Below are 23,716 nucleotides of genomic sequence, written 5' to 3'. Positions count from 1 at the left end.
GCTTGTTTTTAATTTGACTTATAAGCGATATCAACCGACATGAACATGACCACTGCCAATACAGCACGACTCCTGATTACTTGTGAAGACAAGCCGGGCATTGTGCAGGCTGTATCGAGCTTTTTGTATCATCAGGGAGCAAATATTACCGCACTTGATCAATATGCAACTGAAGCGCAGGGCGGTCGATATTTCATGCGTGTTGAATTTGAACTTGAACATTTGCAGACCCGTAAGGAAACATTGATCCAGACCTTTGCTGTGAATGTAGCCCAGCGTTATGACATGCACTGGCGTCTGGCTTTTGTCAGTGATGTGAAAAAAGTGGGTATCTTAGTCTCTAAAGTCGACCATGCCTTGCTTGAGTTGCTATGGCGTCATGCCCGCGGAGCTCTGCCATGTGAAATCACCAAGGTGGTATCTAATCATGAGACCCTGCGTTCAGCAGTAGAGAACTTTGGTATTCCATTTGAAGTGGTGCCCGTCAATAAAGAAAACAAGCGTGAAGCTTATGCCAAGATTGATGAGTTGATGCAGGGCAATGATCTGTTGGTACTGGCACGTTATATGCAGATTCTGGACGAAGAGTTTGTCAGCAAATGGGAGATGAAAATTATTAATATTCATCACTCGTTCCTGCCAGCATTTGTAGGAGCCAATCCATATCAGCAAGCTTATGACAAAGGTGTAAAACTAATTGGTGCTACAGCACATTATGTCACTGCTGATTTGGATCAGGGTCCGATAATTGAGCAGGATGTAGAACGGGTGAGCCATGACTTTACAGTAGAGCAGTTGCGTGAGCTTGGTCAGGATGTAGAGCGCCACGTATTGGCGCGAGCAGTGAGATGGCACCTTGAAGACCGTATTATTGTAGATGGCAACAAGACTGTTGTTTTTCAGTAAAACTAATTAAAGTCTGACTAAAAAAAGGCATATCTAGGGATATGCCTTTTTTTATTGCTGAATTAGAAAGTTGGTCAAAATAAATTAAATAACGGTTGCAAATGAAAACACTTCTCATTTATTATTGCGATACTTTCATTGTGCTAACCGATGAGCTTTATCTTCTTCTCCTGTTGTATTGAAGTAAAGCAATCTATTAGGTAACAGATTCTTATGAGTCATTCCTCCGTGTCCAGTATGCCCCCTTCTAACCCGATGAAAAAGAAAATTGTCGCAGCTTTAGCCGTGGTAATGGTCGGGCATATCGGTGTGCTTTGGGGTGTGAGCCATCTTAAAACTGCTGATCTTAAACCGATTGAAAAAGAACCTTTACAGGTCCGGTTTGTCAAGATCCAGCAGCCACCTGAACCTTTACCACCTAAACCAAAGGTTGAGCCAAAAAAAGCTGAACCTGCCAAGCCAAAAGAGGTTAAAGAAGTAAAAGTAGTTGAAAAACCTTTACCTCCACCACCGAAAAAGGTTGAGAAGGTTCAGCAGGTGAAAAAAGCTGAAGCACCTAAGCCTGTTGCAAAACCGGTAGAAGCACCGCCAGCACCTTCACCTGTAGCTACCACAACAGTTTCAGAAACTAAAATAGCTAAACCGGCACCAGTACCCGCTGCGTCACCCGCACCTGCTGCTGCACCACCGGCTCCGCCTTCACCACCGTCTCCAAAAACTGTTTCAATTGGCGGAGCAGGAGTACAGTGGAGCCGTTCACCAAAACCGTCTTATAGTAATAAAGACTTACAGGGTGAAACCCGGGTAATTGTGGTACATATCGAGGCAGATGAAAAAGGTTCTATTATTAAAGAGCGGACCCGTATTACCAAATCAAGTGGGATTAGTGCACTCGATGAAAAGATTTTACGCGCAGTGCGTAGTGCAAAATTCAAACCGTATAAAGAAAATGGTATAGCTTATCCGATCCGGGCTGAGCAGCCATTTGAATTAACATTGAATCCTAACGGCTAACATTTTCAGGAGTTCGAGTATGAACTTTTCAGTTTATTGGCAACATGCGGATGCAGTCAGCAAAACACTGTATTTCGTGCTCTTGGCAATGTCGATTGCGACATGGACCATCTTTATTTTACGTCTGATGGGTACCCGCCAACTTAAACAGCAAGCTTATGCTCAACTCTCGCAGGCTTTGGCTAAACTTAAAACCAAACTGGCACCACTCGGTTTTGAGCAGCGTAAAGCAGTCGCTGAACAGGCTCTACTGCGCCAGATTTCTGCCGAGAAAGCTTCTGCAGAAAAAGGTGTGGCAGTCTTGGGGACTATTGCTTCTATTGCACCATTTGTTGGCCTGTTCGGTACAGTATGGGGAATCTTTCATGCCCTGGTGGCCGTAGGTAAGAGTGGCCAGGCCGGTCTTGCTCAGGTTGCAACACCAGTAGGTGAGGCCTTGATCATGACAGGACTTGGTTTGGCCGTAGCGATTCCTGCAGTACTGGCTTACAACATTGCAGTACGTTTCAATCGTGGACTTGCTCATGACCTGCAAGATCAGGCACATAGCTTGCTGATTGATACTATGTTACAGCAGGACAGTAATGTATCTAAAACAGAAGTAAATAATGCTGCACAGCAGCAATATGCTGGAGGTCAGGCTTAATGGCTTTTCAATTGGGTGAAGATAACGATGCTGGCATGAATGAGATGAATCTCATTCCGCTCATCGATATTATGCTGGTTTTGATGATCATCTTTCTGGTGACAGCGACCGTTGCCAACCCATCAATTCCATTAAATCTGCCACAAACCACAGCAGAAATTATCGATCCGCCGCCTGAGGCGATTACAATCAGTATCAATGCCCAGAATCAGGTGGCATGGAATGATCAGATGATCAGTCTTCAAGAGCTTGAAACCCGGTTTGCAGAAGCTGGACAAGCTGAACGTAAACCCACAGTTCAGCTAAGAGCAGATAAAGACTCACGGTATGACACTGTAGCGCAAGTAATGTCTCGTGCGAGCGAAGCCGGGCTCAGCGATATTGCTTTCGTTAGTGATAATTAAAGTAAAAACGTTAAAAAAGCGGCCAGTATAGCCGCTTTTTTTATAGATGTTTTTTATTCAGATTTGAGTAAATCCTGGAATTTATTTCTCAACTTTAACAGTTTTGGAGGAATCATAAAGTTACAGTAGCCTTGGGAAGGGTTTTTGGCAAAAAAATTCTGATGATACTCTTCAGCCTCATAAAAAGTAGGTACCGGACTCAGTTCTGTCACAATATCTAAACCCTCAGCTTTGAGCGCATTAATCATCTGCTGTGCCTGTTGCTGCTGTTCTTCATCAAAATAATAAATCACTGAGCGGTACTGTGTACCAATGTCATTGCCTTGACGGTTTAACGTAGTTGGGTCATGAGTGGCAAAAAATACTTCAAGTAGCTGCTGATAGCTGATCTGCTGCTCATCAAACTCTACCAGAATGACTTCGGCATGATGTGTCTGTCCGCTACATACGGCTTCATAATCCGGATTCTCAGTATGACCGCCTGCATAGCCACTGACGACTTTTTCTACACCTTTGAGTTGCAGAAAAACTGCTTCAACACACCAGAAACAGCCGCCTCCAAATAATGCCTGTTGCATAGTCTTATCCTGTTGAATAGATTTCCTCCACTATAATAAATTTTCATAGAGCTACAATAGAGCTTGTGTGCAACAGACGTAAAAAAGCCCGTCTAAACGGGCAAATCAATCTATTCAATTCTTAGCGTAGTCGGGCTGGACTGCTAAGCTGCATTACTACATTGCCATGACGGTCGAGTAACTTTAAGGTTTTATGATAGACCTGATAAGCGCTTACTTTAGCGAGAGCCTCGTTATAAGCTGCAGCAACCTGCTGGTTACTCGGATTTAAACAAGCCATACGGGTGGATGCCATCTGGCCAAAAACCAGTCCTTTATTGGTAAGCTGATAGCTACCCATAATCCGGTTGCAGCCATCAGTGCCGCTAAAACGTTGTGTGGCTGATTCAAGCATCAGGCTTGGGAGAGTCTGGACAGCTTGGCTAGTTTTAACAATCTCGGTATTGCCGATATATGTTACGGTCCAGTTGCGATCCAATAATTGTGCTTGAACAACGTCGACAGTAGTATTGCCTTGATCAGGCATATTCGTACATGCAGTAAATAGAACCGAACTGCCTATCACGCTCGCCATTAAAATCTGTTTAAACATTTTAGCGTTCTCATCATTTATTATGTTATTGACATTAAAGTAAAAACATAACGCAAAATTTAGCTTCAATATGTAGCTTTAGGTGTATTTTCTAAATAAAATGAGTAAAGTCTCACTTTTCAAGGCTGAGGTGAGGGTAAACCCTGACGCATCAGTTGAGAGAACTGTTGAATCTTTTCAGGATTCTGACTGATCTGTTCAGTGCGCGGGTTAATATGCGCATGCTGATACCATTCCTGAATGCTCCATTGATGATCTAGAGCATACAGATCATACAAATACTCTGGTAGATAGCCTGAAGCCAGCAGCCGATAATCTTTGGGTAACTGATACGGGTTAATTGCCTGAACCATATCAAAAATGATGGTAGTACAATTACTGGTCAGAGTGTTATACCACTGCGGTTCTGCCCGCAGTTCATCTGCCGTCTTTAAATATTCTAAAAAAAGAGCTTTACGTTCCGAGGCACTCATCCTGATGGGAAAAAAATATACCTGTTGATGACGAATATTACTGCGAGTATAGATAATATCCTGCTCATCCGAGGCCACCAGGCTCAGTTCGTACTGTCTGAAAAAACCGCCAATCGCTGAAAACTCTTCATTTCTTTCTTTACGAATTTCAATAGAAAAGGTAAGGGGCTCCTGATTGGCAAAATCAAAACTGACCAGGGTATGAGCAATTTGTGGACCCATCCAGTAAGAGGTGATGATATTAATTCCGGTAATCTGGTTTAAATCAAAATGCCGGGTTTTCCAGCGCTCATGGACTTTACCGTCTGCTTCCCAAGCAAAGTTACGGACATTATGTAAGGTTACTTGATCACCCTGACGCTCGTATTCAAGAAGTCGGGAAACTTCCGGGTTCCAGTCCCGGTCTTGCCGGGCATCCAGTCCTATATACCAAGACAGGGCGCTCATAAAACACAAGATATAAATGATACTATTTATACGGCGGCTAAAAAAATGCTGGCTGACATAAATACCAAGCACACTAAGCGCAAAAGCGATCCAGCTTCCGATCAGAATCCGGGTAACCAGCCAGCTAACAGGTTCCTGAACCCAGAGTGCCAGACATAACCAGATAGATGAAAGAATAACAAACAAGCTAAAGATAAAATGCAGTAACCCTTTGCCTAGAGCAATAAAAAAATCACGCTTTCCAATATTGTGCATAAGTGGTCAAGTCAGTCTGAGTCCCTTCTATTTCTGATAGGTTGCAAACTCAAACTCAATTCCGCTTTTGTCATCTTTTTGTGGCGTACTTTGAATCTTTTTAAAAACTTGCGGAATTTCAGGATAATAAGCTTCACCCTGCACACTTAGTTTAACATGAGTAAGCTCCAGACGGTCAGCCATCTCCAGCGTCTGTCTAAAGATTTCTCCACCCCCAATGATGAATAAACTTTCAGGTTTTTCACTGGTTTTCACATCAGCGATGGCCTGTTCTAGAGCATCCTCAATGCTATGTGCAACCTTGGTACCTTCAAACGACCAGTCTGGATCACGGGTAATTACCCAGTTGACCCGTTTAGGTAGAGCACGTCCCATGGATTCTAGGGTCTTGCGGCCCATGATTACTACACCGCCCTGAGTAATCTCTTTAAAATGCTTGAGGTCAGCTGGAATGTGCCAAGGCAGATCATTATTTTTGCCAATACAGCGCTGCTGGTCCATCGCAACTACATGTACAACTTCTAAGCCTTGAAAACTCATACAGCCACCGGTGCCTTGATTGCAGGATGCGAGTGATAATTTATAATGTCAATATCTTCAAATTTAAAGTCAAAAATACTTTTTACTTCTGGATTCAGTTTTAACTGACACAGTTCTAGCGGATCACGGCCCAGCTGTAATCTGGCTTGCTCAAAATGGTTGGCATACAGGTGTGTATCACCCCCGGTCCAGACAAAATCACCAACTTGAAGGTCACAGACTTGAGCAATCATATGAGTGAGCAGGGCATAACTCGCAATATTGAAGGGTACACCCAGGAATACATCGGCACTGCGCTGGTAAAGCTGGCAAGACAATTTGCCATTTTGTACAAAAAACTGAAACAGGGTATGGCAAGGTGGCAATGCAACCTGGCTGGCTTCTTTAGGATTCCAGCCAGAAACGATGAGCCGGCGTGAATTCGGATTGGTTCTGATCTCATTAATTAGCCAGGAAATCTGGTCAAACCCGTTTTGCTGATAACTGCCATCTTCATTCTGGGTCGCACCAAAGTTACGCCATTGATGTCCATAGACTGGTCCCAGTTCTCCGGCAGGACGCCCAAAGCGGGCAGTTTGTTCAGCTGTTGCCCATTCATCCCAGATTGTTACTTTGTTATCCTGTAAATATTTCACATTGGTATCGCCTTTTAAAAACCATAACAGTTCAACGACGATAGAGCGAAAATGGACCTTTTTTGTGGTTAAAAGTGGAAAGCCTTTAGAGAGGTCAAAGCGCATCTGATGACCAAATACAGAACGAGTACCTGTTCCGGTACGATCACCTTTATCACCACCATGTTCAAGGATATGTTGTAAAAGGTCTAGATATTGGCGCATGGTTCTCTCACTAGGAAGGGCCTAAGAAAATCGAAGGGCTTAAGAAGATCAGAGATAAGTATCAGCTGACCGTACATATTAGCTTTTTTTAGCCTGACTGAAAACCGCTACATTAAAAGACGAGGTTCATCATGGTTTTATTTTCCAACCACGTTCCTGAATATCAACAGAACCGGATATAAAAATAATTACTGAGTAAGTTACTTTTAATAATATTTTTTTACAGAACCTGACTGAATGAAAGGTATAAGACCTCTATGAGTATCAAGTTATTCAATGTTATAAGTTTTTAATTATAAAAAATTCATCATAATCATTGAGCTCGCTGTGTTCTTTTTAAAGTAATACAGCTATATCTGGGAGTTTTATGACCACCCTGAATATCATATTGACCAAGTTTGAGCAGGATTCTTCTCATCTTTCAGACAGTTTGATCACGACATTTAAGCAACTTTGCAATTTGAGTAGCGAAATTCCCCATCCTGCAAGCGGCCAGACGTATGAACGCTGGAAAGTTCTGGCAAAAGTCGCGGCAACTAACCTGAATCTGGTGAAATGGTTTGAATCCCATCTGGATGCTTTGAGTATTTTGCATGAGCTTGGTTACAGCAAGGTGCCTGCGGGAGTCTATGCTGTCTGGGCTGCAGAGGGTGGCATACAACCACTTTATTACCAAAATGGGCAATGTTCAGGTAATAAGTACTGGTGTTCGGGTGCGGGGCTGGTCGATTATGGACTCATGACCTATCGGGATACACAGAATAATTCACAGCTGTTAATTGTTGACATGCACCAGCCAGATATTTGCATCGACCATAGTGGATGGAATGCTATAGGAATGGCTTATACCCAGACTGCAAAAATCAGTTTTAATAAAGTTGTTGCACAAACGGTAGGGCAGCCCGGACAATATCTAGACCGATCAGGATTCTGGCATGGTGCTGCTGGTGTGGCAGCTTGCTGGTATGGTGCGGCTACCCGTCTGGCCCATACATTACAACAGGCCTGTCAGGAGAAACCCAATACTTTTCGGCTAATGTATCTAGGTGAAGTAAATAGTGCGTTAGCTACCACCCGTGAATATTTCAAATATGTAGCAGCACAAATTGATCAGCATCCTACGCAAAGTCACGAGCTGATTATTCGGATGTTGCGTATTCAGACTGAGCAGACTGCACAAAAGGTTCTGGACTTGGTTGGTAAGGCATTGGGAGCACGACCTTTCTGTGAAAATACCATGTTTGCCCAAATGGCAGCAGATTTACCGGTTTTTTTAAGGCAAAGCCATGCGGCTTTTGATCTGGAACAGATTGGTGAGCGTTCGGTTATGGAGGACACTGCATGGATGTTATAAATAGTCCGGTAGGAGACCGCCTGATTTATGGAAATGGCACGACCAAACGGGCTTGGCAGCAATGGAGCGGGTTACAGTCATTACAGACGCTTGTCCCTGAGCAAGCCTTTCCGGCAGGGCAACGTATACTGATTATAGCGCCGCATCCAGACGATGAAATTTTAGGATGTGCTGGCCTGATACAGCAGCTTAGTACACTGGAACGTGAAATTCTGCTGGTGGCTGTGACTAATGGTACACAAAGCCATCCGGACTCACAGCTTTATACACCACAGCAGCTGGATCAGCTGCGGCCTCAAGAGAGCCTGAATGCGCTTAAAGTATTAGGCGTGCAGAATCGGGTAAACCGGATTGCACTGCAGCTGACAGATGGTGAAGTGACTGCTGAGCAGCAAAAGTTGTATGCTGCTCTAAAAGAGCTGGTCAGACCTGATGATATTCTGGTGTGTACATTTGCAAAGGATGGTCATCCTGATCATGAAGCAACTGGTCAAACTGTACAGCGGCTGGCAGATCAACAGCAGCTTAGCTGTTATCAAGTCCTGATCTGGTCATGGCACTGGGCCAGGCCACAGGACAACCGTATTCCCTGGAAATCTGCCTGCAAGCTGGAACTGACAGCCGCACAGCTCAGGCTCAAGAAACAGGCGATTCAGTGCTTTAAAAGCCAGCTTGAAACAGACCCAAGTACCGGACAGGCACCTATTTTATCTTCACATACGGTAGAGCGAATCTTGATGCCCTGCGAGGTTTATATACATGCCTGAACAGGATTACTTTGATACACTCTATCATTATAATGATGACCCATGGGGTTATACCCAGCGCTGGTATGAACAGCGCAAACGGCAGATTTGTCTGGCCTTGCTACCCCGGCAAAGGTACGGACGCATATTGGAACTTGGCTGTGCCAATGGGGTTTTTAGTCAAGAGCTGGCCAGCCGCTGTGACGAACTGCTTGGTTTGGATGCAAACAGCAAAGCAGTCGAGTTGGCCCGGCAGCGCTTAAAAGGACAGCTACATATTGATATACAGCAGAAACGGATTCCCCAGCAGTGTCCTGAAGAAAAATTTGATCTCATCGTGATTAGCGAGATTGCTTACTATTTAAATGAGAATGAACTGTTACAGCTGATTGAATGGGTACAACGGAGTTTAAATGACACCGGTACTTTGCTGTGCTGTCACTGGCGTTACCCAATTGACGGGTTTAGTTTAAACGGGAATTTAGTCCATCAGCTGTTAAAGCAGCACCTGAAACTTTATCATTATCTTGGGTTAGATGATCCGGATTTTCTGGTCGACCTCTGGACTACAGAGTCTGGTAGCTTGGCACATCAGGAGGGACTAACATGATTGGCATTGTCATTCCTGCCCATAATGAGGAAGAGCATCTGTCTGACTGCCTGCTGGCCATTCAACAGGCTGTAGATGAACTGCCGGCTTCCGTTCAGGTAAGAGTTTTGGTGGTGCTAGATAGTTGTACCGATCAGTCTCTGAAACTGGTACAACGTGCAGGTATAAACTACTTGCAGTGTGCAGTGCGCTGTGTAGGCCATGCCCGTGATCTGGGTGTTCGCACTCTCATTGCTACAGGTGCCCGCTGGATTGCCTGCACTGATGCAGATTCGAAAGTAGACCGCTTCTGGCTTAAGCAGCAGCTATTGCATCAGCCTGCTGATGTAATCTGTGGCGTGGTTGAGGTAGATAGCTGGCAACATCTGTCGTCACTTACCCGGCAGCGCTATCTGCAGCATTATTGTGATGATATGGATCATCGACATATTCATGGCGCCAACTTGAGTTTTAGTGCCGAGGCCTATATCAAGTCTGGCGGGTTTGGAGCACTAACCTGTCATGAGGATGTAGGTCTGGTGAAAAGAATGTTAAACCTGCAATACAAGGTGATATGGAGTAACCGGGTAAGGGTCATGACCAGTAGCCGCTTAATAGCCCGTACACCTCAAGGTTTTTCGACTTTTCTAAAACAGCTTGAAACTACAGCTTATTGTCCTGAAACCTGAAATGCCTATAGTTCAAATATAAATCTAGCGTTTTGGTTGGAGAAAAATTTATTTAAAGCGTTTGGCGCGGTTTTCATAGATCGATACGATAAATAGTCCTAATGCAGTAAACCCTAGCACCTGTAATCCTAAAATCATTTTATGTTCATCAGGCAATACATAAAGCAAAATAAGAAAAACAGCCAAAGGTACGCTATAGAGCAAAATAGAAAGGCCATTTTTATAAATATTATCTTGTCTTATTTTAAGATTCAGCTGCCTGAGTAGATGTATTGATATGCCCAAACCAAGACTAAATCCTGTCAATACAGCCGACAACGCCTGCACAGTAGAACACAGGTAAATCATGGCACAGGTCATAATACAAACTATCAGCTTAACCTGACGGGTGCAGCGTGCCGAATACCAAAAATCAAGCATTACATACTCTCTTCTGGATTTTTGTTTTTATGTAGAAGGGATAAAGGCGAGAACAGACAAACGGCCAGTGCCATAAAACCAATTCCCTGTGCACCTGGCAGTAAAATTTCGCCCTCTTTCATATTCATAAAAATCAGGGCAAGCAATAATGCTATGGGAATCCAGGTTAACAGACGATAGAGCAAGCCAGCGGGCTGCCCGGCTGCAAAGTGCATTTTGCAGTAACGGCAGATTAAAAAAATGATACCTGTGCCCGAAAACATTAAAATAGCGTCTAATGCCAACGGCTGCATCCCATACAGCACAGCAGTAATTATTGCAATAGATACAAAGATCAGCAATTTACGTGTGATGGAAACTTTAGGATCAAACCAGAACTCAAGCATAGTCTTTTGAAATCAAGCAGAACAGCTCAGAACTTTAGCATAAAAAAGAGGAGCAATTGCTCCTCTATGTATCAGGTATTTTTCTGTGGACCCCAGTCATAAATTTTTCTGTGGTAGGCGTACCACATCATCCACAGACCAATCAGTATCATTGGCAGGGTCAGGAACTGGCCTTTACTCATCCAGCCAATAAAGAGCTGGCCATTGTCCGGTTCACGGAAGAACTCAACCACAAAGCGTGCAATACCATAACCGATCAGGAACAGCGCTGAAACTGCCATACGTGGACGTGGCTTGGAACTAAACCACCACAACACGATAAACAGAATCAGGCCTTCGCCTAAAGCTTGATAAAGCTGGGATGGGTGACGTACCAGATTATCTACATGCGGAAAAACCATTCCGAAGGGATAGTCTGGATTGATAACTGGACGACCCCAAAGCTCACCACCGATAAAGTTTCCGATGCGGCCAAACATCAAACCAGTGGGGACACATGGCGCAATAAAGTCCAGTGTCTGGAACCAGGTTTTCTGATATTTACGGCACCAGAGCAGCATTGCTAGCATAACCCCCAGAAAACCGCCATGGAAACTCATGCCCCCGGTCCAGACCTCGAATAACCAGAGCGGGTTGGCTAGGAACTGATCAAATCCGTAAAAGAACACATAACCCAGCCGTCCACCGATCACAACACCAAGTGCGCCGTAGAAAACCAGATCAGATACCATATCGGTGGTCCAGCCTACACGCTGTTTAACCCGGTAGCTGGCCAGTCCCCAAGCAAACAAGAAGGCCAATAAATACATCAGCCCATACCAGTGAACTTTTAAAGGACCCAGTGCCAGCGCGACTGGGTCAATACTCGGATAGGTCAGCATTACAGCTCCTTTATGTATTCGTTTTGCACAGATTCTAGCGGAATGTTCCTAAAAATGTTGTACATTCAATGTGTAAAGATCATGAGAGATGCCTATGTGTATTGTGGCTTTAGCCTGGCAAGTGTTAGATCGTATGCCATTATGCCTGATTTCTAACCGGGATGAGTTTTATCAGCGACCTACGCAAGTCTTGAATCACTGGGAGAACAGTCCGGTTATAGCTGGCAAAGATTTACAATCTGGTGGTACGTGGATGGGTATTACAGCATCTGGACGTTGGGCAGTGATCACCAATTTTCGTGATGGCACAGACCGGCAGCATTATCCGACCTCGCGTGGTCATTTAGTGCAGGCCTTTTTGGAATCTGAGCAGAAACCCATTCGCTTTGCTCAAATGCTTGAGAAACAACAGCAGGAATATGCTGGTTTTAACCTGGTGATAGGAGATCAAACGCAGGCAGTATATATGAGTAACCGAGGTGAGGCTCCTCAGGTGCTGGCCAGTGGCGTATACGTAATTTCTAACGGGCTCATGAGCGACTCCTGGCAAAAGACCTTGCATTTACGAAAGCGCTTTACCCAGGAATTTTTACCTATGCTCCAGCGTCCTGTTGCTGAGCACATACTGGAGTCAGCTGTCTGGGATATTTTAGAAGATGAGCGCAAGGTAGATCAGAATGCCCTGCCAGAGACGGGTATCAGTCAGGATATGGAACTGCTACTTTCTTCTACTTTTATTCAAAGCCCGATGTACGGAACCCGGTGTTCAAATTTTTTAAGGTTGTACCATCATGCATGGAATTGGCTGGAAAAGACTCAGCAAGGAGAGCAGAGCGGGCAGATTGTGCAGCAGCGGATTTCTCTGACTCAACAAAAATAAATATGCCGGTCAATAGGCCGGCATATTCATAAAAAGAGGATTAACCCGCAATTGCGCCGCCGTCTTTACGGGTAATTACGACAGTTGCCGAACGTGGGCGGGCTGTAGTGTTATTCCGGTCAGTTTGGGTTGCCGGCCAGTGACTTGCAGGAGTTACATAGCTGGCAGAGTCTTCGCCCGGATGCTGCACATTAATGAAAATAGCTTTGTAATCAGGGGTCATGGCAATCCCGGTAATTTCACACTGTTTTGGCCCTACCAGGAAACGGCGCAGGGTTGAGTCTGTTACTTTTACACCCATTAATGTCTGCTGTCCGCTTGAAGTAGTTGCGGTAGTACCATCACCAATCTGACCTGGCAAAGCAGCAAGCATCATACAGTTTGTGACATCGGTATAAGCTCCATCATCTGTTTGAATCCAGAGCACACCACGCGGGTCAAACCACATTCCGTCTGGTGAAGACAGGTCATTGTTATCAGTCAGACCAGACAGGTTAATATTTGATGCCATAGAGGCTTCGGCACCAAACAGATAAATATCCCACTTGAAGGTTTCAGCTGTAGTTTTATCATCGGTTTCTTTAAAACGGATAATATGACCATTTACGTTGCCACTTTGAGTTTTTTTGTCTTTAAGGTCATCATAATTACGCGGGTTAGCTGCATCTGTCGGGTAACTGGTTCCCCGATTCGAGTTGTTGGTCAGGGTAACGTAGATTTCACCATTTACCGGATTAACGGTCGCCCATTCCGGACGGTCCATTTTTGTTGCGCCGACAGCATCCCCCGCTAAACGGGCAAATGTCACCACATCGGCTTGAGAGGTGAAGGGATAAGTACTGCTACTTTCATTCAGACCATTTTTACCATAGCTTAGTTCAATCCACTGGCCTGAACCATCACTGTTAAACTTGGCAACATACAGTTTTCCTGAGTTCATGTATTTATCGCCAGCAGTATAGCCGCGGTTTACATCTTTCGGGTCCCATACTGCACTCGAGACAAATTTATAGATGTATTCGCCTTTAGAGTCGTCACCCATATAAAATGCCAAAGGTTGGCCCGCTACTGCACGGCAGGCACTGTCTTCATGTGCAAAACGGCCTAAAGAAGTACGTTTAACCGGTCTCTGACCGCCATCAAACGGGTCAATCTCGACCATCCAGCCAAAAGTATTGGGTCCGTTACGATAGTCCTGAGTAGGCTGATCCGCTTTTACATCAGCATTCCAGCGGTCATATAGATCCTGTGACTCAACCTGTCCAATGACAGTTTCCCAAGCATAGCGTGAGCTTGCGCCCAAATAGACTGGTCGACCCTGATCATCAATATTTGGTATTAAATTACCATTTGAATCTTTTCTATAAACAATTTTGCCATCTTCACCCTTTTTAGGAGCGCCCTGCTCATCCAGCTCATAAAGATAAGGTTCGTCTTTTTTTAGTCCCAGACCATAACGTTTTAATGCGATTTTCTCGGCATTTGTACGTTGGTACTCGTCATGTCCTGAACGCTGGAAATAGCCAATAAAGTTTTCTTCGGTAGTTAAATAAGTACCCCAAGGTGTATAGCCATTGCCACAGTTGTTATGTGTACCACGTGTTTGACGTCCGGCAGGTGAAAAACGTGTAGCAAGCAGACTGGAACCTGCAGCAGCACCGGCAAAATCCATTTCTGTTGAGGCAGTAATACGGCGGTTAAAAACAGAGTTTTTAACAATTTCTACTTTTTGAGTTGCCGGGTCCTTTTTAATATGGACTACAGATACGCCGTGCGCATTGGTTTCACGAATAACTTCATCCTCAGGACGGCGTCCTTCAACCTTGGTTGGACCTTTAGGATGAAGGAAGGTCTGGTTGATGTATTCATGGTTCATTACCAGCAAACCTTGTGCTGAGACCGTATCATCAAAGCGGTCTGTAGCGCTGTTTAAACCAAAGAAATGCATACCATCATGGCAGTCACCAGAACGGAACTGGAAGCTTGGACCAGGTGGAATATCATTATCATTCCAGTCCCCAAGCATTGGATTAATTGGGTCTCCCAACGCATAGATTACAGTAGCTTGATAGCCTTCAGGTACAGTCACAATGTCATCCAGATTTTTAGCCACTGGAGTAAATGAAAGTTTGCTAGGCTTCTGGTTAGGGTCATTCGGAGTAACTGGTGCTGTTCCGCTATTACTATTGTCGTCATCATCATTACAGCCAGTCAGTGTAGAAGCCAGCGCCAAGGCAACTGCTCCACTTGCTGTCTTGGTAATGAGACTGCGGCGCGTCATGCGTTGCTCTAAAATGTCACGGAAATGGATATTAGATGAAGTATTATTATCAAGTTCTTGATCTTCATGATATGGCGTCAGCTGCGTCATGTTTTTTCCTAAATACAAGTAAGGTGTTGTTAAGTTGTAATTAAATTAGGTGATAAATATGACGGGACCTTGACGGTTAAGTGACATTCAGGTGAAGAAAATAAGACAGTATGATGAAAAAAGCAGACCGAAGTCTGCTGAAATAAAGTTGAAGATCTTAGACTGCTCTACGCCTTTCAATGAGTTTTCCAAAGAAAAGTCCAGCTTCGAAAAGTAGCCACATTGGAATAGCCAGCATAACCATGGAAATTGCATCTGGTGGAGTAACAAACATGGCGATAAAAAAACACCCGACAATGATAAAACGTCTTTTCTCGACCAGTTGTTGTGTAGATACAACCCCAATCAAAATCAGAAGCAAAGTAATAATCGGAATTTCAAAAGTCAGTCCAAATACCAGAAACAGTTTTAAACAGAAAGCTAGGTAACTATTAATGTCTGTCATCGGTGCCACTGTTTCAGGTGACACACTCATGAAGAAATGCAGAATTGAAGGCAGGGCAACAAAATAGGCAAATGCAATGCCGGCATAAAACAAGCTGATACTTCCTACCAATAAGGGCAGGGCTAAGGATTTTTCTTTTTCATATAGCGCCGGTTTTACAAATGTCCAGAGCTGATAAATGATAAAGGGCATGGCAATCATGAGGGCGATAAAGAAATTCAGCTTGAAGGGCGCCATGAACGTCGCGGTTACATCGGTCGCAATCATGGTTGACGAGCTGGGTAACTGGGCCCTTAGTGGTTCTGAAAGTAGCTGATAAGTCCGGTTTGCAAAAGGCAGCAGACAAAAAAATAGAGCAATTAGAATAGCAACAATTTTAAAAAGATGACGGCGCAAAATCATTAAGTGCCGGGTAATGGGCATCTCTTCAAGTTGGGTTTGTGACTGCTCATTTAATATTGGGCCTGGGAGCTGTGAAGGAGAAAGTTGACTCATACAGCCACCTTGAGTTCAGGATAAGAAGACTGTACAGGGCTTTCTGGCTGTTCAGTAATTTGGCAAAAGCAGGCCGGCCGTTCTGGTTGACGAGTCAGGACCAGAGACGGGGCTTGCTCAATAAAAAAGTACTGCGTGGATAAATTTTTATTATGAGTATTTGCATGTTCTTGTAGAGCGTTATCTGCAAAGTTTTTGTGTTGTTGTAGTTCATGCATCTGGGCTTGCATTTTCTGTTCCAGCTCTTGAATACGGGCCATTTCCTGCTGCATCTGCTCACGGAGTTCTGAAAGGCGCAATTCACGGTCCAGATCAGCCTGTACATTACTGACCATACGTTTGATCTTGCCATACCACCTGCCAGCAAAGCGCGCTGCCTCTGGTAACTTTTCCGGCCCAAGCACCAATAAAGCAATGATGCCAAAAGCCAGCAGCTCAGTCATACCAATATTGAGCATGAAAAATACCCTAGTGTTTTACGGTTGAATTTGTGTCAGCACTAACATTCTGGTGTTCAATAGTGCGCGGTTCCTGAAGGGCTACAGTTTGCTGCTCATCTTCGCGAATAGATTTTTTAAAGTCTTTAACTACACCACCTACATCTTTACCTAAATTTTTAAGTTTTGACGTGCCGAACAGCAAGATAACGACAATTGCAAAAATGACCACATGCCAAATAGATAGTCCAGCCATAGAAAATTCTCCTGTTTTAACTAGAAGATATCTCAACAGGTCTGTATGACAGCCTTGTGACTTATATATTGCAGTTTAAAGACAGCCTGCCATTTAGAGCATTTAATTAATGTTAGTGCTACCATAGCGCCACAACACCAGAGGAAAACCACGTGGCATTGCTTTTACCCCTCTTTGCATTTTTATGTGGTCTGGGACTGGCGACAACTGCATATGCCTCTGCATTAAAAACTATGCTCGCAACCCTGCTGGCACGAGTATTTATACCCGCTGTCATTATTTATAATATGGTGTTTTATCAGGCAGGCAGCCTTAGCCTGATGATATTTAGTTTTATTGTCGCGGTAATTCTATTTTATTTTTTCTGGCTCATTTCTCAAGACAAGCTCCAGTCTTTATGTTTTAGCTATGTAAATATGGCTTGGCTCGGTTTTCCTTTTGCGATTGCTTTATTTGGGCCTGAAATCAGTGCACCAATGGTAGCTTTATATATTGGCGGTTCAATTTTTGGCAACATCTGGGCAGTGACTGCGGTCAGTTCGGAGCAGCAGTCCTGGAAGAGTATTTTGCAAAAAGTGCTTCAATCACCACCAGTAATTGCCCTGACTATTGCTATATTGTGCCGCTTATTCGGTTTTCAGTATATGCCTGAGCATAAATGGATTGATATGCTTTACGGTCTGGCCAAAATCGGTATGAGCTTTGCGGGGATGTGCGTGCTAGGCATGTGGCTGCGCCGGACGAAAGTTCAGCTAGACGATATAACTTATAGTTTAAAACTGGCTGTACTTAAACTGTGCTGTGGACTGGTTTTATGTAGTCTGACTTATTTTTTTATTTCTATTCCACATATCGGGCAGTATATAGGAGTCATGTTTCTACTGTTCTGTTTGCCGCCGGCGGCAAATATTGTGGCGCTAGAAACTCATTATCAGGGTACTGGAATCTCTGCCAAGTATATTGCTTCAGGTACTATGGTGAGCTGCGCAATTATTCTGATTTATGGTCTGCTACTACACATCGTTTAAAGTTCCTTTCTTAAAGAAAAGGAACTTTTCACCCTTTAAAACGAATTTAAACTGTGGCTTATTGATGATTCTGCAAACTTCGTTGAAATAGCTGCATGGCCTGCCCGCGATGACTGATTTTATTTTTCTCTTCTTTTGGCAGCTCGGCACTGGACAGGCCAAGTTCTGGTAACCAGAACAGGGGATCATAACCAAAGCCATGTTCACCACGTGGTTTTTCCAGAATCTCTCCTTGCCACACGCCCTCAAAAATTTGCGGTAGCGGATCTTCAGCATGTTGTACTAAGGCCAAAACACAGACAAACATGGCTTCAACCGGTTCTCCGGGTCTTCGCAGAGATTTTAATTCTTCCAGTAAGCGAGCATTATTGGCTGCATCATTCCCATGTTCTCCAGCATAGCGAGCCGAGTAGATACCGGGTGCTCCATTTAAAATCGGGACACAAATCCCCGAATCATCGGCAATCGCCGGTTTGCCAGAAATACGTGCAGCATGACGGGCCTTAATAATGGCATTTTCAACAAAGCTCAACCCGTCTTCAATTGCATCAGCAATATTTAGCTGACCTTGAGGAATGACCTCAACTGGAAGTGCCAGCTGTTCAAACAGTTTTTCAAACTCGGCAATTTTCCCTTTGTTGTTACTGGCCAGAACCAGACTTTCCTGAGATAACCATGTATTTGCAGACATTTTATTGTGCTCGTCACTTTAAGAAACAGTTTAAATATTTTACCTCAAATCGAATGCTTTATTGAGACCATAAAAAAGCGCCCGAAGGCGCCTTAAATACAAGCTTCAAATTATTGGGCCTGAATCCATTTGTCTGCACGGTCACGTGCCATACGAATCTGTTCCTGGGTAAGGTTAGCTGCCAGTGCAGTTTTCTTGCCCTCAGACAGATTAATAACTTTAGTGTCGAGCATACCGTCGCGGGTAGACAGTTCATACCACTGATAAGCACCTACATAGTTCTTTTTCTGCTCTTCCATCATTGCCAGGTTAAAGCTGGCACGGTTGTCACCGCTGCTGGCGGCTTTTTCAAAATAACGGCGAGCCAGAATCTCATCTTTTTTTACGCCGATCCCGTCTGCATACATCCGGCCCACATTCAGTTGGGCAGCAGACAAACCTTGGTCAGCGGCAGCTTTAAACCAGGCAAATGCCTGCTTTTCATCCTTTTGAATATCTTTACCGTACTGGTAATGGGTGGCTAAATAGAACTGGGCACCTGGCTGGCCTGCTTTTGCAGCTTTAACCAGATCATTGATCCCCATAGTTGAATAACGCGCTGCCTGGGCTGCTGTAGATTGTTGTTGTGGAATATAGTCAGCATGCGCCTGGATAGTTAAAAGTCCAAATACCAATGTGCCAATTAAGGTCGTTTTTTTCATAGAGCGCTCACTCGATAAATAGCGACTTCACCAAACAGATTCGGAACATGTTTACTCAGTAAACTACCTTGCTGATTCCCATTCACGGCGAGTCGGTTAATAATTTGGATATCATTTTCCGCGCATAAAGCTTCAAAATCGCGGAACGTACATAAATGAATGTTTGGGGTGTTATACCACATATAGGGTAGAGCATCCGAAACAGGCATTTTCCCTTTAAGAGCCAGAAAAGAACGGGTTTTCCAGTGGGCGAAGTTCGGGAAAGTAATAATAGCCTGTTTCCCTACACGCACCATGTCACGAAGTAACACATCTGGTGCATCCACCGCCTGTAAAGCCTGTGCCATGACTACATAGTCAAAAGACTGATCATCAAAACGGCTCAAACCCAGGTTCAAATCCTGCTGGATAATATTTAACCCGCGACTGATGGCAATTGCAATCTTTTCTTGATCAATTTCTAGTCCATAGGCCTGAATTTGATGCCGGCGGCTCATATGGGCGAGTAATTCTCCATCCCCACAGCCAAGATCAAGGACTTTAGAGCCTGGTTTGATCCAACGTTCTGCCAGCTGCTGATCAATACGCATTATACCGTCTCCTTCGGGGTGGACTTCAGGTGTTCTTCGCCACCAAGAAAAGCACGCAAGGTTTTTACATAAAGCGGAATCGGGAACAAGAACGAGTCATGGCCCTGTTCAGCGTCAATATCCAGATAACTGACCGGTTTATGATTCGTAATCAGAGCTTCTACAATTTCTTGTGAACGCTTTGGAGTAAAACGCCAGTCTGTAGTAAAGGAAATGACCAGAAAACGGCATTTGGTCTGGCTCATGGCCCGGGTTAGGGACTCTTCATATTCACGGGCGGGATCAAAGTAATCCAGAGCTTTGGTCATGATCAGATAAGTATTGGCATCAAAATTACGGCTAAACTGTTCACCCTGATAACGCAGATAGCTTTCAACCTGAAACTCGACATCAAAACCATACATGAATTTTCCGGACTTCAAGTCACGGCCGAATTTTTGCATCATGGCTTCTTGCGAAAGGTAGGTAATATGGCCGACCATACGCGCTAAAATCAGACCGCGTTTTGGATAACTGTCGTGTTCCAGATAGCGCCCATGATGGAAATCCGGATCAGAGAGAATAGACTGGCGTGCGACCTCATTAAAAGCAATATTCTGTGCAGATAGTTTAGGTGCACTGGCAATCACCACACAATTCTTCAAGCGGTCCGGATAATCTACTGACCACTGTAGTGCCTGCATGCCGCCGAGTGAACCACCCACAATCGCGTACCAGACATCAATTCCTAACCGGTCTGACAGGAGTGCCTGGGTTTTTACCCAGTCACGTACAGTGACCAGTGGAAAATCCGGACCATAGGGCAGGTTATCATTATCAGGGTTAGGGGAGGTTGGACCGGTTGAGCCATGGCAGCCCCCAATATTATTCAGGGCCACTACAAAAAACTTGTTGGTATCAATGGCCTTGCCAGGCCCAATACAGGCATCCCACCAGCCCGGTTTTTTATCATCTTCATGATGATAACCTGCGGCATGATGATGACCAGACAATGCATGGCAAAGCAGAATCGCATTGGACTTGTCTTGGCTCAAGGTACCATAAGTTTCAACCATCAAGTCAAAACGGGGCAGAATACGTCCACATTCTAGTTCGAGTGGTTCTTCAAATTGAAACTTTTGCGGGGTGACCAGGCCCACTGAGTCGCTTGGAAAAGACACGGGAATGGTTCGCCTTAAATCTTTAAAAATGAATAATAAAAAGGATACCAAGCTCAGGGTATCCTTTCAAAAGGAATTGTATATTAAATCGCGGCAGCAATGACCTGTTCAGGGTGTAATACGCCCTGATCAATCAGGCGGTTAGTACAGGCAAGGATGGCCTCAATTGAAGAGGTTACGATATTGTCGTGTACGCCGGCACCAAAAGCATTTTTACCCGAACCTTTGACTTGCAGTTCGACCAGTGCCAGTGCTTTTGCATTAGCACCTGAACCAATACTGCGTTCTTCATAGTTCAATACATCAATCGGCAGTTGCAAGGCATCCAGAATAGCCGAAATTGGCCCATTGCCTTCTCCACGGATCTGTTGCTTCTGGCCATTCATGGTCACTTCAAGTTCAATGACCTGATTACCATTATGGTCGGAAAGCTTATAGTTCTGTGCAATGTAGTGAGTATTTTTAGCTTCGACATAGGTCTGCTTGAACAGTGACCAGATTTCCTGGGCAGTAATCTCGGTTGCGGTCGCATCTGTGTGCTCTTGTACTACTTGTGAGAATTCAATCTGCAAGCGACGTGGCAATACAACGTTATAGTTAGATTCAAGCAAATAGGCGATACCACCCTTACCTGACTGTGAGTTGACGCGAATTACTGCATCATAATCACGGTCCAGATCTTTGGGATCAATTGGCAAATAAGGCATATCCCAGATTTCTTCATTTTTCTGGAATTCAAAACCTTTCTTGATGGCATCTTGGTGCGAGCCAGAAAATGCAGTAAAGACCAGATCACCTGCGTATGGATGGCGCGGGTGTACAGGCAAACCGGTACATTCTTCAACTGTAGCAATTATTTCATTAATATTGGAAAAATCCAGGTTTGGTGCCACACCTTGAGTGTACATATTCAGGGCAATTGCTGCGACATCAACATTACCAGTCCGTTCGCCATTACCAAATACGCAGCCTTCCACACGGTCTGCACCTGCCATAATGGCCAGTTCTGAGGCAGCAATACCGCAGCCCCGGTCATTGTGGCAATGAACTGAAATAATTACGCCATCACGACGTTCAATATTGCGGTGCATCCATTCGATCTGGTCTGCATAAACATTTGGCGTAGAAACTTCTACAGTAGCTGGCAAGTTTAAAATAACCTTATTTTCCGGAGAGGCTTCCCAGATTTCAGTTACAGCATCACAAACGTCTTTGGCAACCTCAAGCTCGGTTGCAGAGAAACATTCAGGGCTGTACTGAAAAATAAAATCAGTTTCAGGATACTGCGCTGCATATTCTTTCACTTTTTGTGCTGCATTAATCGCTAACTGCTTGGCACCATTGATATCTACATTTAATACCTTGTTACGGAAAGTCGGTGAGTTGGCATTATAGATATGCACAATCGCGCGTTTGGCACCTTCCAGCGCTTCAAAAGTGCGTTGAATCAAGTGGTCACGTGCCTGAACCAGAACCTCGATATAGACATCATCTGGAATATGATTTTCTTCAATCAGCTTACGGGTAAAGTCAAAATCAATCTGTGAAGCAGATGGAAAACCAATCTCAATATGTTTAAAACCGATCTTTATCAGCATCTGGAACATCTTGAATTTCTGTTCAAGATCCATCGGTTCAAAAATGGCCTGATTACCATCACGCAGGTCAGTACTCATCCAGATAGGCGCTTGATTGATTTCTTTATTTGGCCACTGGCGGTCTGGTAAATCGACACGCTGATACATACGACGGTATTTTTTACTTGGGTCAGCCAACATCATGAGGGAACTCCTTATGTAGCAAGGTGGCTCGGATCGAATTTAAGCGCAACGTACTACTTTTATATTAACTATATTTTGTCAAACTATTTAAAATTTCAAGGTATCTTTTAGCCTTATACAGGCAGGTATATATTATGCGCGCGCGAGGCGCAGCATCAGGGGCAAGCTCAGGAGGGAGCCTGTAGGGAGGAGGGCGAGAATATTCGGGTATATATTCATGCCCTTAAAATTACGTGATAAAAAATAAGCTGTCAATCGTTATCTGTAAAATAATCAGACAACTATAATTAATAGAAAAAGCCTATTAAAATAACAGTTTATTTTTTCTTTAACTGTCTTAAAGCTCTGCCCATTTACGCATCAGGTTGTGATACAGATTTGTGAGCTTGATAACCTCCTGATGCTGGTCACCCAGCTGCATGCGCAGGTTTTGTATAGTCTGGTCCAGATTAAACAGCATATGACGTTCTGCATCATCACGTACCATACTTTGTACCCAGAAAAATGAAGCAATCCGGCAGCCTTGGGTGACTGGTGTGACTTCATGCAGACTGGTTGAAGGGTAGAGAATCATGTCTCCGGCTGGCAGCTTGACTTCGTGATAACCATAAGTATCTTCTACCACCAATTCACCTCCTACATACTCTTCCGGCTCACTTAAAAATACAGTACAGGACAGATCGGTCCGTAACCGCTCATTGGTCCCACGGATACGGCGGATAGAGTTGTCGACATGAAAACCGAATGCCTCATTATTTTCATAGCGATTGAATAACGGAGGAATGATATCAAGAGGAATGGCGGCCGATAAAAATAATGGGTGCTGGCCTAAAGATTCTAAAATAATTGTACTTAAATGATGAGTAAGAGGATGGTCTTCTGGAAGCTGCTGATTTTGTTTGACCGTGGCTGACAGCGTCCCTGCGGTGACTTTGCCATTGACCCACTCAATTTTAGCCATTTCTTCCCGAAAATGCTGGACCTGGGTTTGAGTTAATACATGAGGAATATGATGGATCACGGCTTTCACCTGTCTTAGTAAAATATGGATATAAAAATAGCCCCTATATAGAGGCTATTTTAAGCTAAAAACCATAAAAATATTATGGTTTTCGGCACAAG

At 44.2% G+C, this 23,716-nt stretch carries 28 protein-coding genes; 10 read left to right on the top strand and 18 right to left on the bottom strand.

Annotated features, from left to right (window positions below):
• The first annotated feature begins 39 nt into the window (after positions 1-39).
• From purU to N518_RS0101655, 4 genes are all read left to right on the top strand, one after another.
• Positions 40-906: a formyltetrahydrofolate deformylase gene (gene purU / locus N518_RS0101670; RefSeq protein ID WP_005404562.1), complete on the top strand. Its 867-nt coding sequence runs from the start codon at positions 40-42 to the stop codon at positions 904-906.
• 213 nt (positions 907-1,119) lie between these two features.
• Entirely contained in the window at positions 1,120-1,920 is an 801-nt protein-coding gene (locus N518_RS0101665; protein ID WP_005404563.1) for a TonB family protein, read from the top strand.
• Positions 1,921-1,939: 19 nt separating this feature from the next.
• Positions 1,940-2,566: a MotA/TolQ/ExbB proton channel family protein gene (locus N518_RS0101660; RefSeq protein ID WP_005016640.1), complete on the top strand. Its 627-nt coding sequence runs from the start codon at positions 1,940-1,942 to the stop codon at positions 2,564-2,566.
• A complete protein-coding gene (locus N518_RS0101655) occupies positions 2,566-2,970 on the top strand; it encodes an ExbD/TolR family protein (RefSeq protein ID WP_005016638.1) in 405 nt (134 codons plus the stop codon). The genes N518_RS0101660 and N518_RS0101655 overlap by 1 nt, the downstream gene beginning before the upstream one ends.
• Before the next feature lie 53 nt (positions 2,971-3,023).
• On the opposite strand, the gene msrA is transcribed toward N518_RS0101655, so the two are convergent.
• From msrA to thyA, 5 genes are all read right to left on the bottom strand, one after another.
• Positions 3,024-3,548 (bottom strand): peptide-methionine (S)-S-oxide reductase MsrA, encoded by a 525-nt coding sequence (gene msrA / locus N518_RS0101650; RefSeq protein WP_005016635.1) that lies wholly within the window; start codon positions 3,546-3,548, stop codon positions 3,024-3,026.
• Positions 3,549-3,669: 121 nt separating this feature from the next.
• Positions 3,670-4,140, bottom strand: coding sequence for an META domain-containing protein (locus tag N518_RS0101645; protein ID WP_005023310.1), 471 nt, complete (start codon positions 4,138-4,140; stop codon positions 3,670-3,672).
• Positions 4,141-4,259: 119 nt separating this feature from the next.
• Complete coding sequence (locus N518_RS0101640; protein WP_005016631.1) at positions 4,260-5,315, bottom strand: DUF4105 domain-containing protein; 1,056 nt, start codon at positions 5,313-5,315, stop codon at positions 4,260-4,262.
• A 27-nt stretch (positions 5,316-5,342) separates the two neighbouring features.
• Positions 5,343-5,855, bottom strand: coding sequence for a dihydrofolate reductase (locus tag N518_RS0101635; protein ID WP_026443930.1), 513 nt, complete (start codon positions 5,853-5,855; stop codon positions 5,343-5,345).
• Positions 5,852-6,694, bottom strand: a complete 843-nt coding sequence (thyA, locus tag N518_RS0101630; protein WP_005023318.1) for a thymidylate synthase — start codon at positions 6,692-6,694, stop codon at positions 5,852-5,854. Before thyA ends, N518_RS0101635 begins: the two co-directional genes overlap by 4 nt.
• Positions 6,695-7,061: 367 nt before the next feature.
• Here thyA and N518_RS0101625 point away from each other — a divergent pair, with 367 nt between their 5' ends.
• From N518_RS0101625 to N518_RS0101610, 4 genes are read left to right on the top strand one after another with little or no spacing between them, the layout of a single operon-like run.
• Entirely contained in the window at positions 7,062-8,048 is a 987-nt protein-coding gene (locus N518_RS0101625) for an acyl-CoA/acyl-ACP dehydrogenase (protein ID WP_005023320.1), read from the top strand.
• Positions 8,036-8,815 carry a PIG-L deacetylase family protein gene (locus N518_RS0101620; protein WP_005023323.1) on the top strand — a complete coding sequence of 260 codons (780 nt, stop codon included), beginning with the start codon at positions 8,036-8,038 and terminating at the stop codon, positions 8,813-8,815. Before N518_RS0101625 ends, N518_RS0101620 begins: the two co-directional genes overlap by 13 nt.
• Positions 8,808-9,404, top strand: coding sequence for a class I SAM-dependent DNA methyltransferase (locus N518_RS0101615; protein WP_005023325.1), 597 nt, complete (start codon positions 8,808-8,810; stop codon positions 9,402-9,404). Before N518_RS0101620 ends, N518_RS0101615 begins: the two co-directional genes overlap by 8 nt.
• Positions 9,401-10,072, top strand: coding sequence for a glycosyltransferase (locus N518_RS0101610; RefSeq protein WP_005023329.1), 672 nt, complete (start codon positions 9,401-9,403; stop codon positions 10,070-10,072). Before N518_RS0101615 ends, N518_RS0101610 begins: the two co-directional genes overlap by 4 nt.
• A gap of 48 nt (positions 10,073-10,120) precedes the next feature.
• Here N518_RS0101610 and N518_RS0101605 read toward each other — a convergent pair whose 3' ends face one another.
• The 3 genes from N518_RS0101605 to lgt all read right to left on the bottom strand — a co-directional run bounded on the left by N518_RS0101605 (position 10,121) and on the right by lgt (position 11,759).
• Complete coding sequence (locus tag N518_RS0101605) at positions 10,121-10,492, bottom strand: hypothetical protein (RefSeq protein ID WP_005023331.1); 372 nt, start codon at positions 10,490-10,492, stop codon at positions 10,121-10,123.
• Positions 10,492-10,878, bottom strand: coding sequence for a hypothetical protein (locus N518_RS0101600; protein ID WP_005016614.1), 387 nt, complete (start codon positions 10,876-10,878; stop codon positions 10,492-10,494). The genes N518_RS0101605 and N518_RS0101600 overlap by 1 nt, the downstream gene beginning before the upstream one ends.
• 71 nt (positions 10,879-10,949) lie before the next feature.
• A complete protein-coding gene (gene lgt, locus N518_RS0101595; RefSeq protein ID WP_005016611.1) occupies positions 10,950-11,759 on the bottom strand; it encodes a prolipoprotein diacylglyceryl transferase in 810 nt (269 codons plus the stop codon).
• A gap of 94 nt (positions 11,760-11,853) precedes the next feature.
• On the opposite strand from lgt, the gene N518_RS0101590 reads away from it, so the two are divergent.
• Complete coding sequence (locus tag N518_RS0101590) at positions 11,854-12,639, top strand: NRDE family protein (protein WP_005023333.1); 786 nt, start codon at positions 11,854-11,856, stop codon at positions 12,637-12,639.
• A gap of 40 nt (positions 12,640-12,679) precedes the next feature.
• On the opposite strand, the gene N518_RS0101585 is transcribed toward N518_RS0101590, so the two are convergent.
• From N518_RS0101585 to tatA, 4 genes are all read right to left on the bottom strand, one after another.
• Entirely contained in the window at positions 12,680-15,010 is a 2,331-nt protein-coding gene (locus tag N518_RS0101585) for a PhoX family protein (protein ID WP_017400713.1), read from the bottom strand.
• Between the two features lie 157 nt (positions 15,011-15,167).
• Entirely contained in the window at positions 15,168-15,950 is a 783-nt protein-coding gene (gene tatC / locus N518_RS0101580) for a twin-arginine translocase subunit TatC (RefSeq protein ID WP_005023337.1), read from the bottom strand.
• A complete protein-coding gene (gene tatB, locus N518_RS0101575) occupies positions 15,947-16,408 on the bottom strand; it encodes a Sec-independent protein translocase protein TatB (RefSeq protein WP_005023338.1) in 462 nt (153 codons plus the stop codon). The genes tatC and tatB overlap by 4 nt, the downstream gene beginning before the upstream one ends.
• A 10-nt stretch (positions 16,409-16,418) precedes the next feature.
• Positions 16,419-16,643, bottom strand: coding sequence for a twin-arginine translocase TatA/TatE family subunit (gene tatA / locus N518_RS0101570; protein ID WP_005023341.1), 225 nt, complete (start codon positions 16,641-16,643; stop codon positions 16,419-16,421).
• Positions 16,644-16,795: 152 nt separating this feature from the next.
• Here tatA and N518_RS0101565 point away from each other — a divergent pair, with 152 nt between their 5' ends.
• Positions 16,796-17,671 (top strand): AEC family transporter, encoded by an 876-nt coding sequence (locus N518_RS0101565; RefSeq protein ID WP_005023343.1) that lies wholly within the window; start codon positions 16,796-16,798, stop codon positions 17,669-17,671.
• Between the two features lie 58 nt (positions 17,672-17,729).
• Here the strand turns inward: N518_RS0101565 and rdgB are convergent, their stop codons facing one another.
• The 6 genes from rdgB to N518_RS0101535 form a co-directional block, all read right to left on the bottom strand.
• Positions 17,730-18,362, bottom strand: coding sequence for an RdgB/HAM1 family non-canonical purine NTP pyrophosphatase (gene rdgB, locus N518_RS0101560; RefSeq protein ID WP_005023345.1), 633 nt, complete (start codon positions 18,360-18,362; stop codon positions 17,730-17,732).
• 110 nt (positions 18,363-18,472) lie between these two features.
• Complete coding sequence (locus tag N518_RS0101555; protein ID WP_005016576.1) at positions 18,473-19,063, bottom strand: tetratricopeptide repeat protein; 591 nt, start codon at positions 19,061-19,063, stop codon at positions 18,473-18,475.
• On the bottom strand, positions 19,060-19,653 hold the full coding sequence (metW, locus tag N518_RS0101550; protein WP_005016574.1) for a methionine biosynthesis protein MetW: 594 nt from the start codon (positions 19,651-19,653) through the stop codon (positions 19,060-19,062). Before metW ends, N518_RS0101555 begins: the two co-directional genes overlap by 4 nt.
• Complete coding sequence (metX, locus tag N518_RS0101545) at positions 19,653-20,813, bottom strand: homoserine O-succinyltransferase MetX (protein WP_010699871.1); 1,161 nt, start codon at positions 20,811-20,813, stop codon at positions 19,653-19,655. Before metX ends, metW begins: the two co-directional genes overlap by 1 nt.
• An 83-nt stretch (positions 20,814-20,896) precedes the next feature.
• Positions 20,897-22,594 (bottom strand): 2-isopropylmalate synthase, encoded by a 1,698-nt coding sequence (gene leuA, locus N518_RS0101540; protein ID WP_005023350.1) that lies wholly within the window; start codon positions 22,592-22,594, stop codon positions 20,897-20,899.
• Between the two features lie 337 nt (positions 22,595-22,931).
• Positions 22,932-23,615 (bottom strand): Fe2+-dependent dioxygenase, encoded by a 684-nt coding sequence (locus N518_RS0101535; RefSeq protein WP_005023351.1) that lies wholly within the window; start codon positions 23,613-23,615, stop codon positions 22,932-22,934.
• Positions 23,616-23,716: the final 101 nt, after the last annotated feature.

Source organism: Acinetobacter sp. UNC436CL71CviS28 (genome assembly GCF_000620525.1).
Classification (GTDB): domain Bacteria; phylum Pseudomonadota; class Gammaproteobacteria; order Pseudomonadales; family Moraxellaceae; genus Acinetobacter; species Acinetobacter radioresistens.
The sequence above is the reverse complement of the archived record's forward strand: the minus strand, read 5'-3'. Positions and strand labels throughout refer to the sequence as shown.

Excerpts from the sequence above, each read along its gene's own strand:
- N518_RS0101620 (WP_005023323.1), top strand. The coding sequence starts at position 8,036 with ATGGATGTTATAAATAGTCCGGTAGGAGACCGCCTGATTTATGGAAAT.
- N518_RS0101635 (WP_026443930.1), bottom strand. The coding sequence starts at position 5,855 with ATGAGTTTTCAAGGCTTAGAAGTTGTACATGTAGTTGCGATGGACCAG.
- tatC (WP_005023337.1), bottom strand. The coding sequence starts at position 15,950 with ATGAGTCAACTTTCTCCTTCACAGCTCCCAGGCCCAATATTAAATGAG.
- purU (WP_005404562.1), top strand. The coding sequence starts at position 40 with ATGAACATGACCACTGCCAATACAGCACGACTCCTGATTACTTGTGAA.
- thyA (WP_005023318.1), bottom strand. The coding sequence starts at position 6,694 with ATGCGCCAATATCTAGACCTTTTACAACATATCCTTGAACATGGTGGT.
- metW (WP_005016574.1), bottom strand. The coding sequence starts at position 19,653 with ATGCGTATTGATCAGCAGCTGGCAGAACGTTGGATCAAACCAGGCTCT.
- tatA (WP_005023341.1), bottom strand. The coding sequence starts at position 16,643 with ATGGCTGGACTATCTATTTGGCATGTGGTCATTTTTGCAATTGTCGTT.
- rdgB (WP_005023345.1), bottom strand. The coding sequence starts at position 18,362 with ATGTCTGCAAATACATGGTTATCTCAGGAAAGTCTGGTTCTGGCCAGT.
- N518_RS0101665 (WP_005404563.1), top strand. The coding sequence starts at position 1,120 with ATGAGTCATTCCTCCGTGTCCAGTATGCCCCCTTCTAACCCGATGAAA.
- N518_RS0101655 (WP_005016638.1), top strand. The coding sequence starts at position 2,566 with ATGGCTTTTCAATTGGGTGAAGATAACGATGCTGGCATGAATGAGATG.
- N518_RS0101605 (WP_005023331.1), bottom strand. The coding sequence starts at position 10,492 with ATGCTTGATTTTTGGTATTCGGCACGCTGCACCCGTCAGGTTAAGCTG.
- msrA (WP_005016635.1), bottom strand. The coding sequence starts at position 3,548 with ATGCAACAGGCATTATTTGGAGGCGGCTGTTTCTGGTGTGTTGAAGCA.
- N518_RS0101585 (WP_017400713.1), bottom strand. The coding sequence starts at position 15,010 with ATGACGCAGCTGACGCCATATCATGAAGATCAAGAACTTGATAATAAT.
- N518_RS0101640 (WP_005016631.1), bottom strand. The coding sequence starts at position 5,315 with ATGCACAATATTGGAAAGCGTGATTTTTTTATTGCTCTAGGCAAAGGG.
- N518_RS0101600 (WP_005016614.1), bottom strand. The coding sequence starts at position 10,878 with ATGCTTGAGTTCTGGTTTGATCCTAAAGTTTCCATCACACGTAAATTG.
- leuA (WP_005023350.1), bottom strand. The coding sequence starts at position 22,594 with ATGATGTTGGCTGACCCAAGTAAAAAATACCGTCGTATGTATCAGCGT.
- N518_RS0101610 (WP_005023329.1), top strand. The coding sequence starts at position 9,401 with ATGATTGGCATTGTCATTCCTGCCCATAATGAGGAAGAGCATCTGTCT.
- N518_RS0101660 (WP_005016640.1), top strand. The coding sequence starts at position 1,940 with ATGAACTTTTCAGTTTATTGGCAACATGCGGATGCAGTCAGCAAAACA.
- N518_RS0101555 (WP_005016576.1), bottom strand. The coding sequence starts at position 19,063 with ATGAAAAAAACGACCTTAATTGGCACATTGGTATTTGGACTTTTAACT.
- tatB (WP_005023338.1), bottom strand. The coding sequence starts at position 16,408 with ATGCTCAATATTGGTATGACTGAGCTGCTGGCTTTTGGCATCATTGCT.
- N518_RS0101625 (WP_005023320.1), top strand. The coding sequence starts at position 7,062 with ATGACCACCCTGAATATCATATTGACCAAGTTTGAGCAGGATTCTTCT.
- N518_RS0101645 (WP_005023310.1), bottom strand. The coding sequence starts at position 4,140 with ATGTTTAAACAGATTTTAATGGCGAGCGTGATAGGCAGTTCGGTTCTA.
- N518_RS0101615 (WP_005023325.1), top strand. The coding sequence starts at position 8,808 with ATGCCTGAACAGGATTACTTTGATACACTCTATCATTATAATGATGAC.
- N518_RS0101590 (WP_005023333.1), top strand. The coding sequence starts at position 11,854 with ATGTGTATTGTGGCTTTAGCCTGGCAAGTGTTAGATCGTATGCCATTA.
- lgt (WP_005016611.1), bottom strand. The coding sequence starts at position 11,759 with ATGCTGACCTATCCGAGTATTGACCCAGTCGCGCTGGCACTGGGTCCT.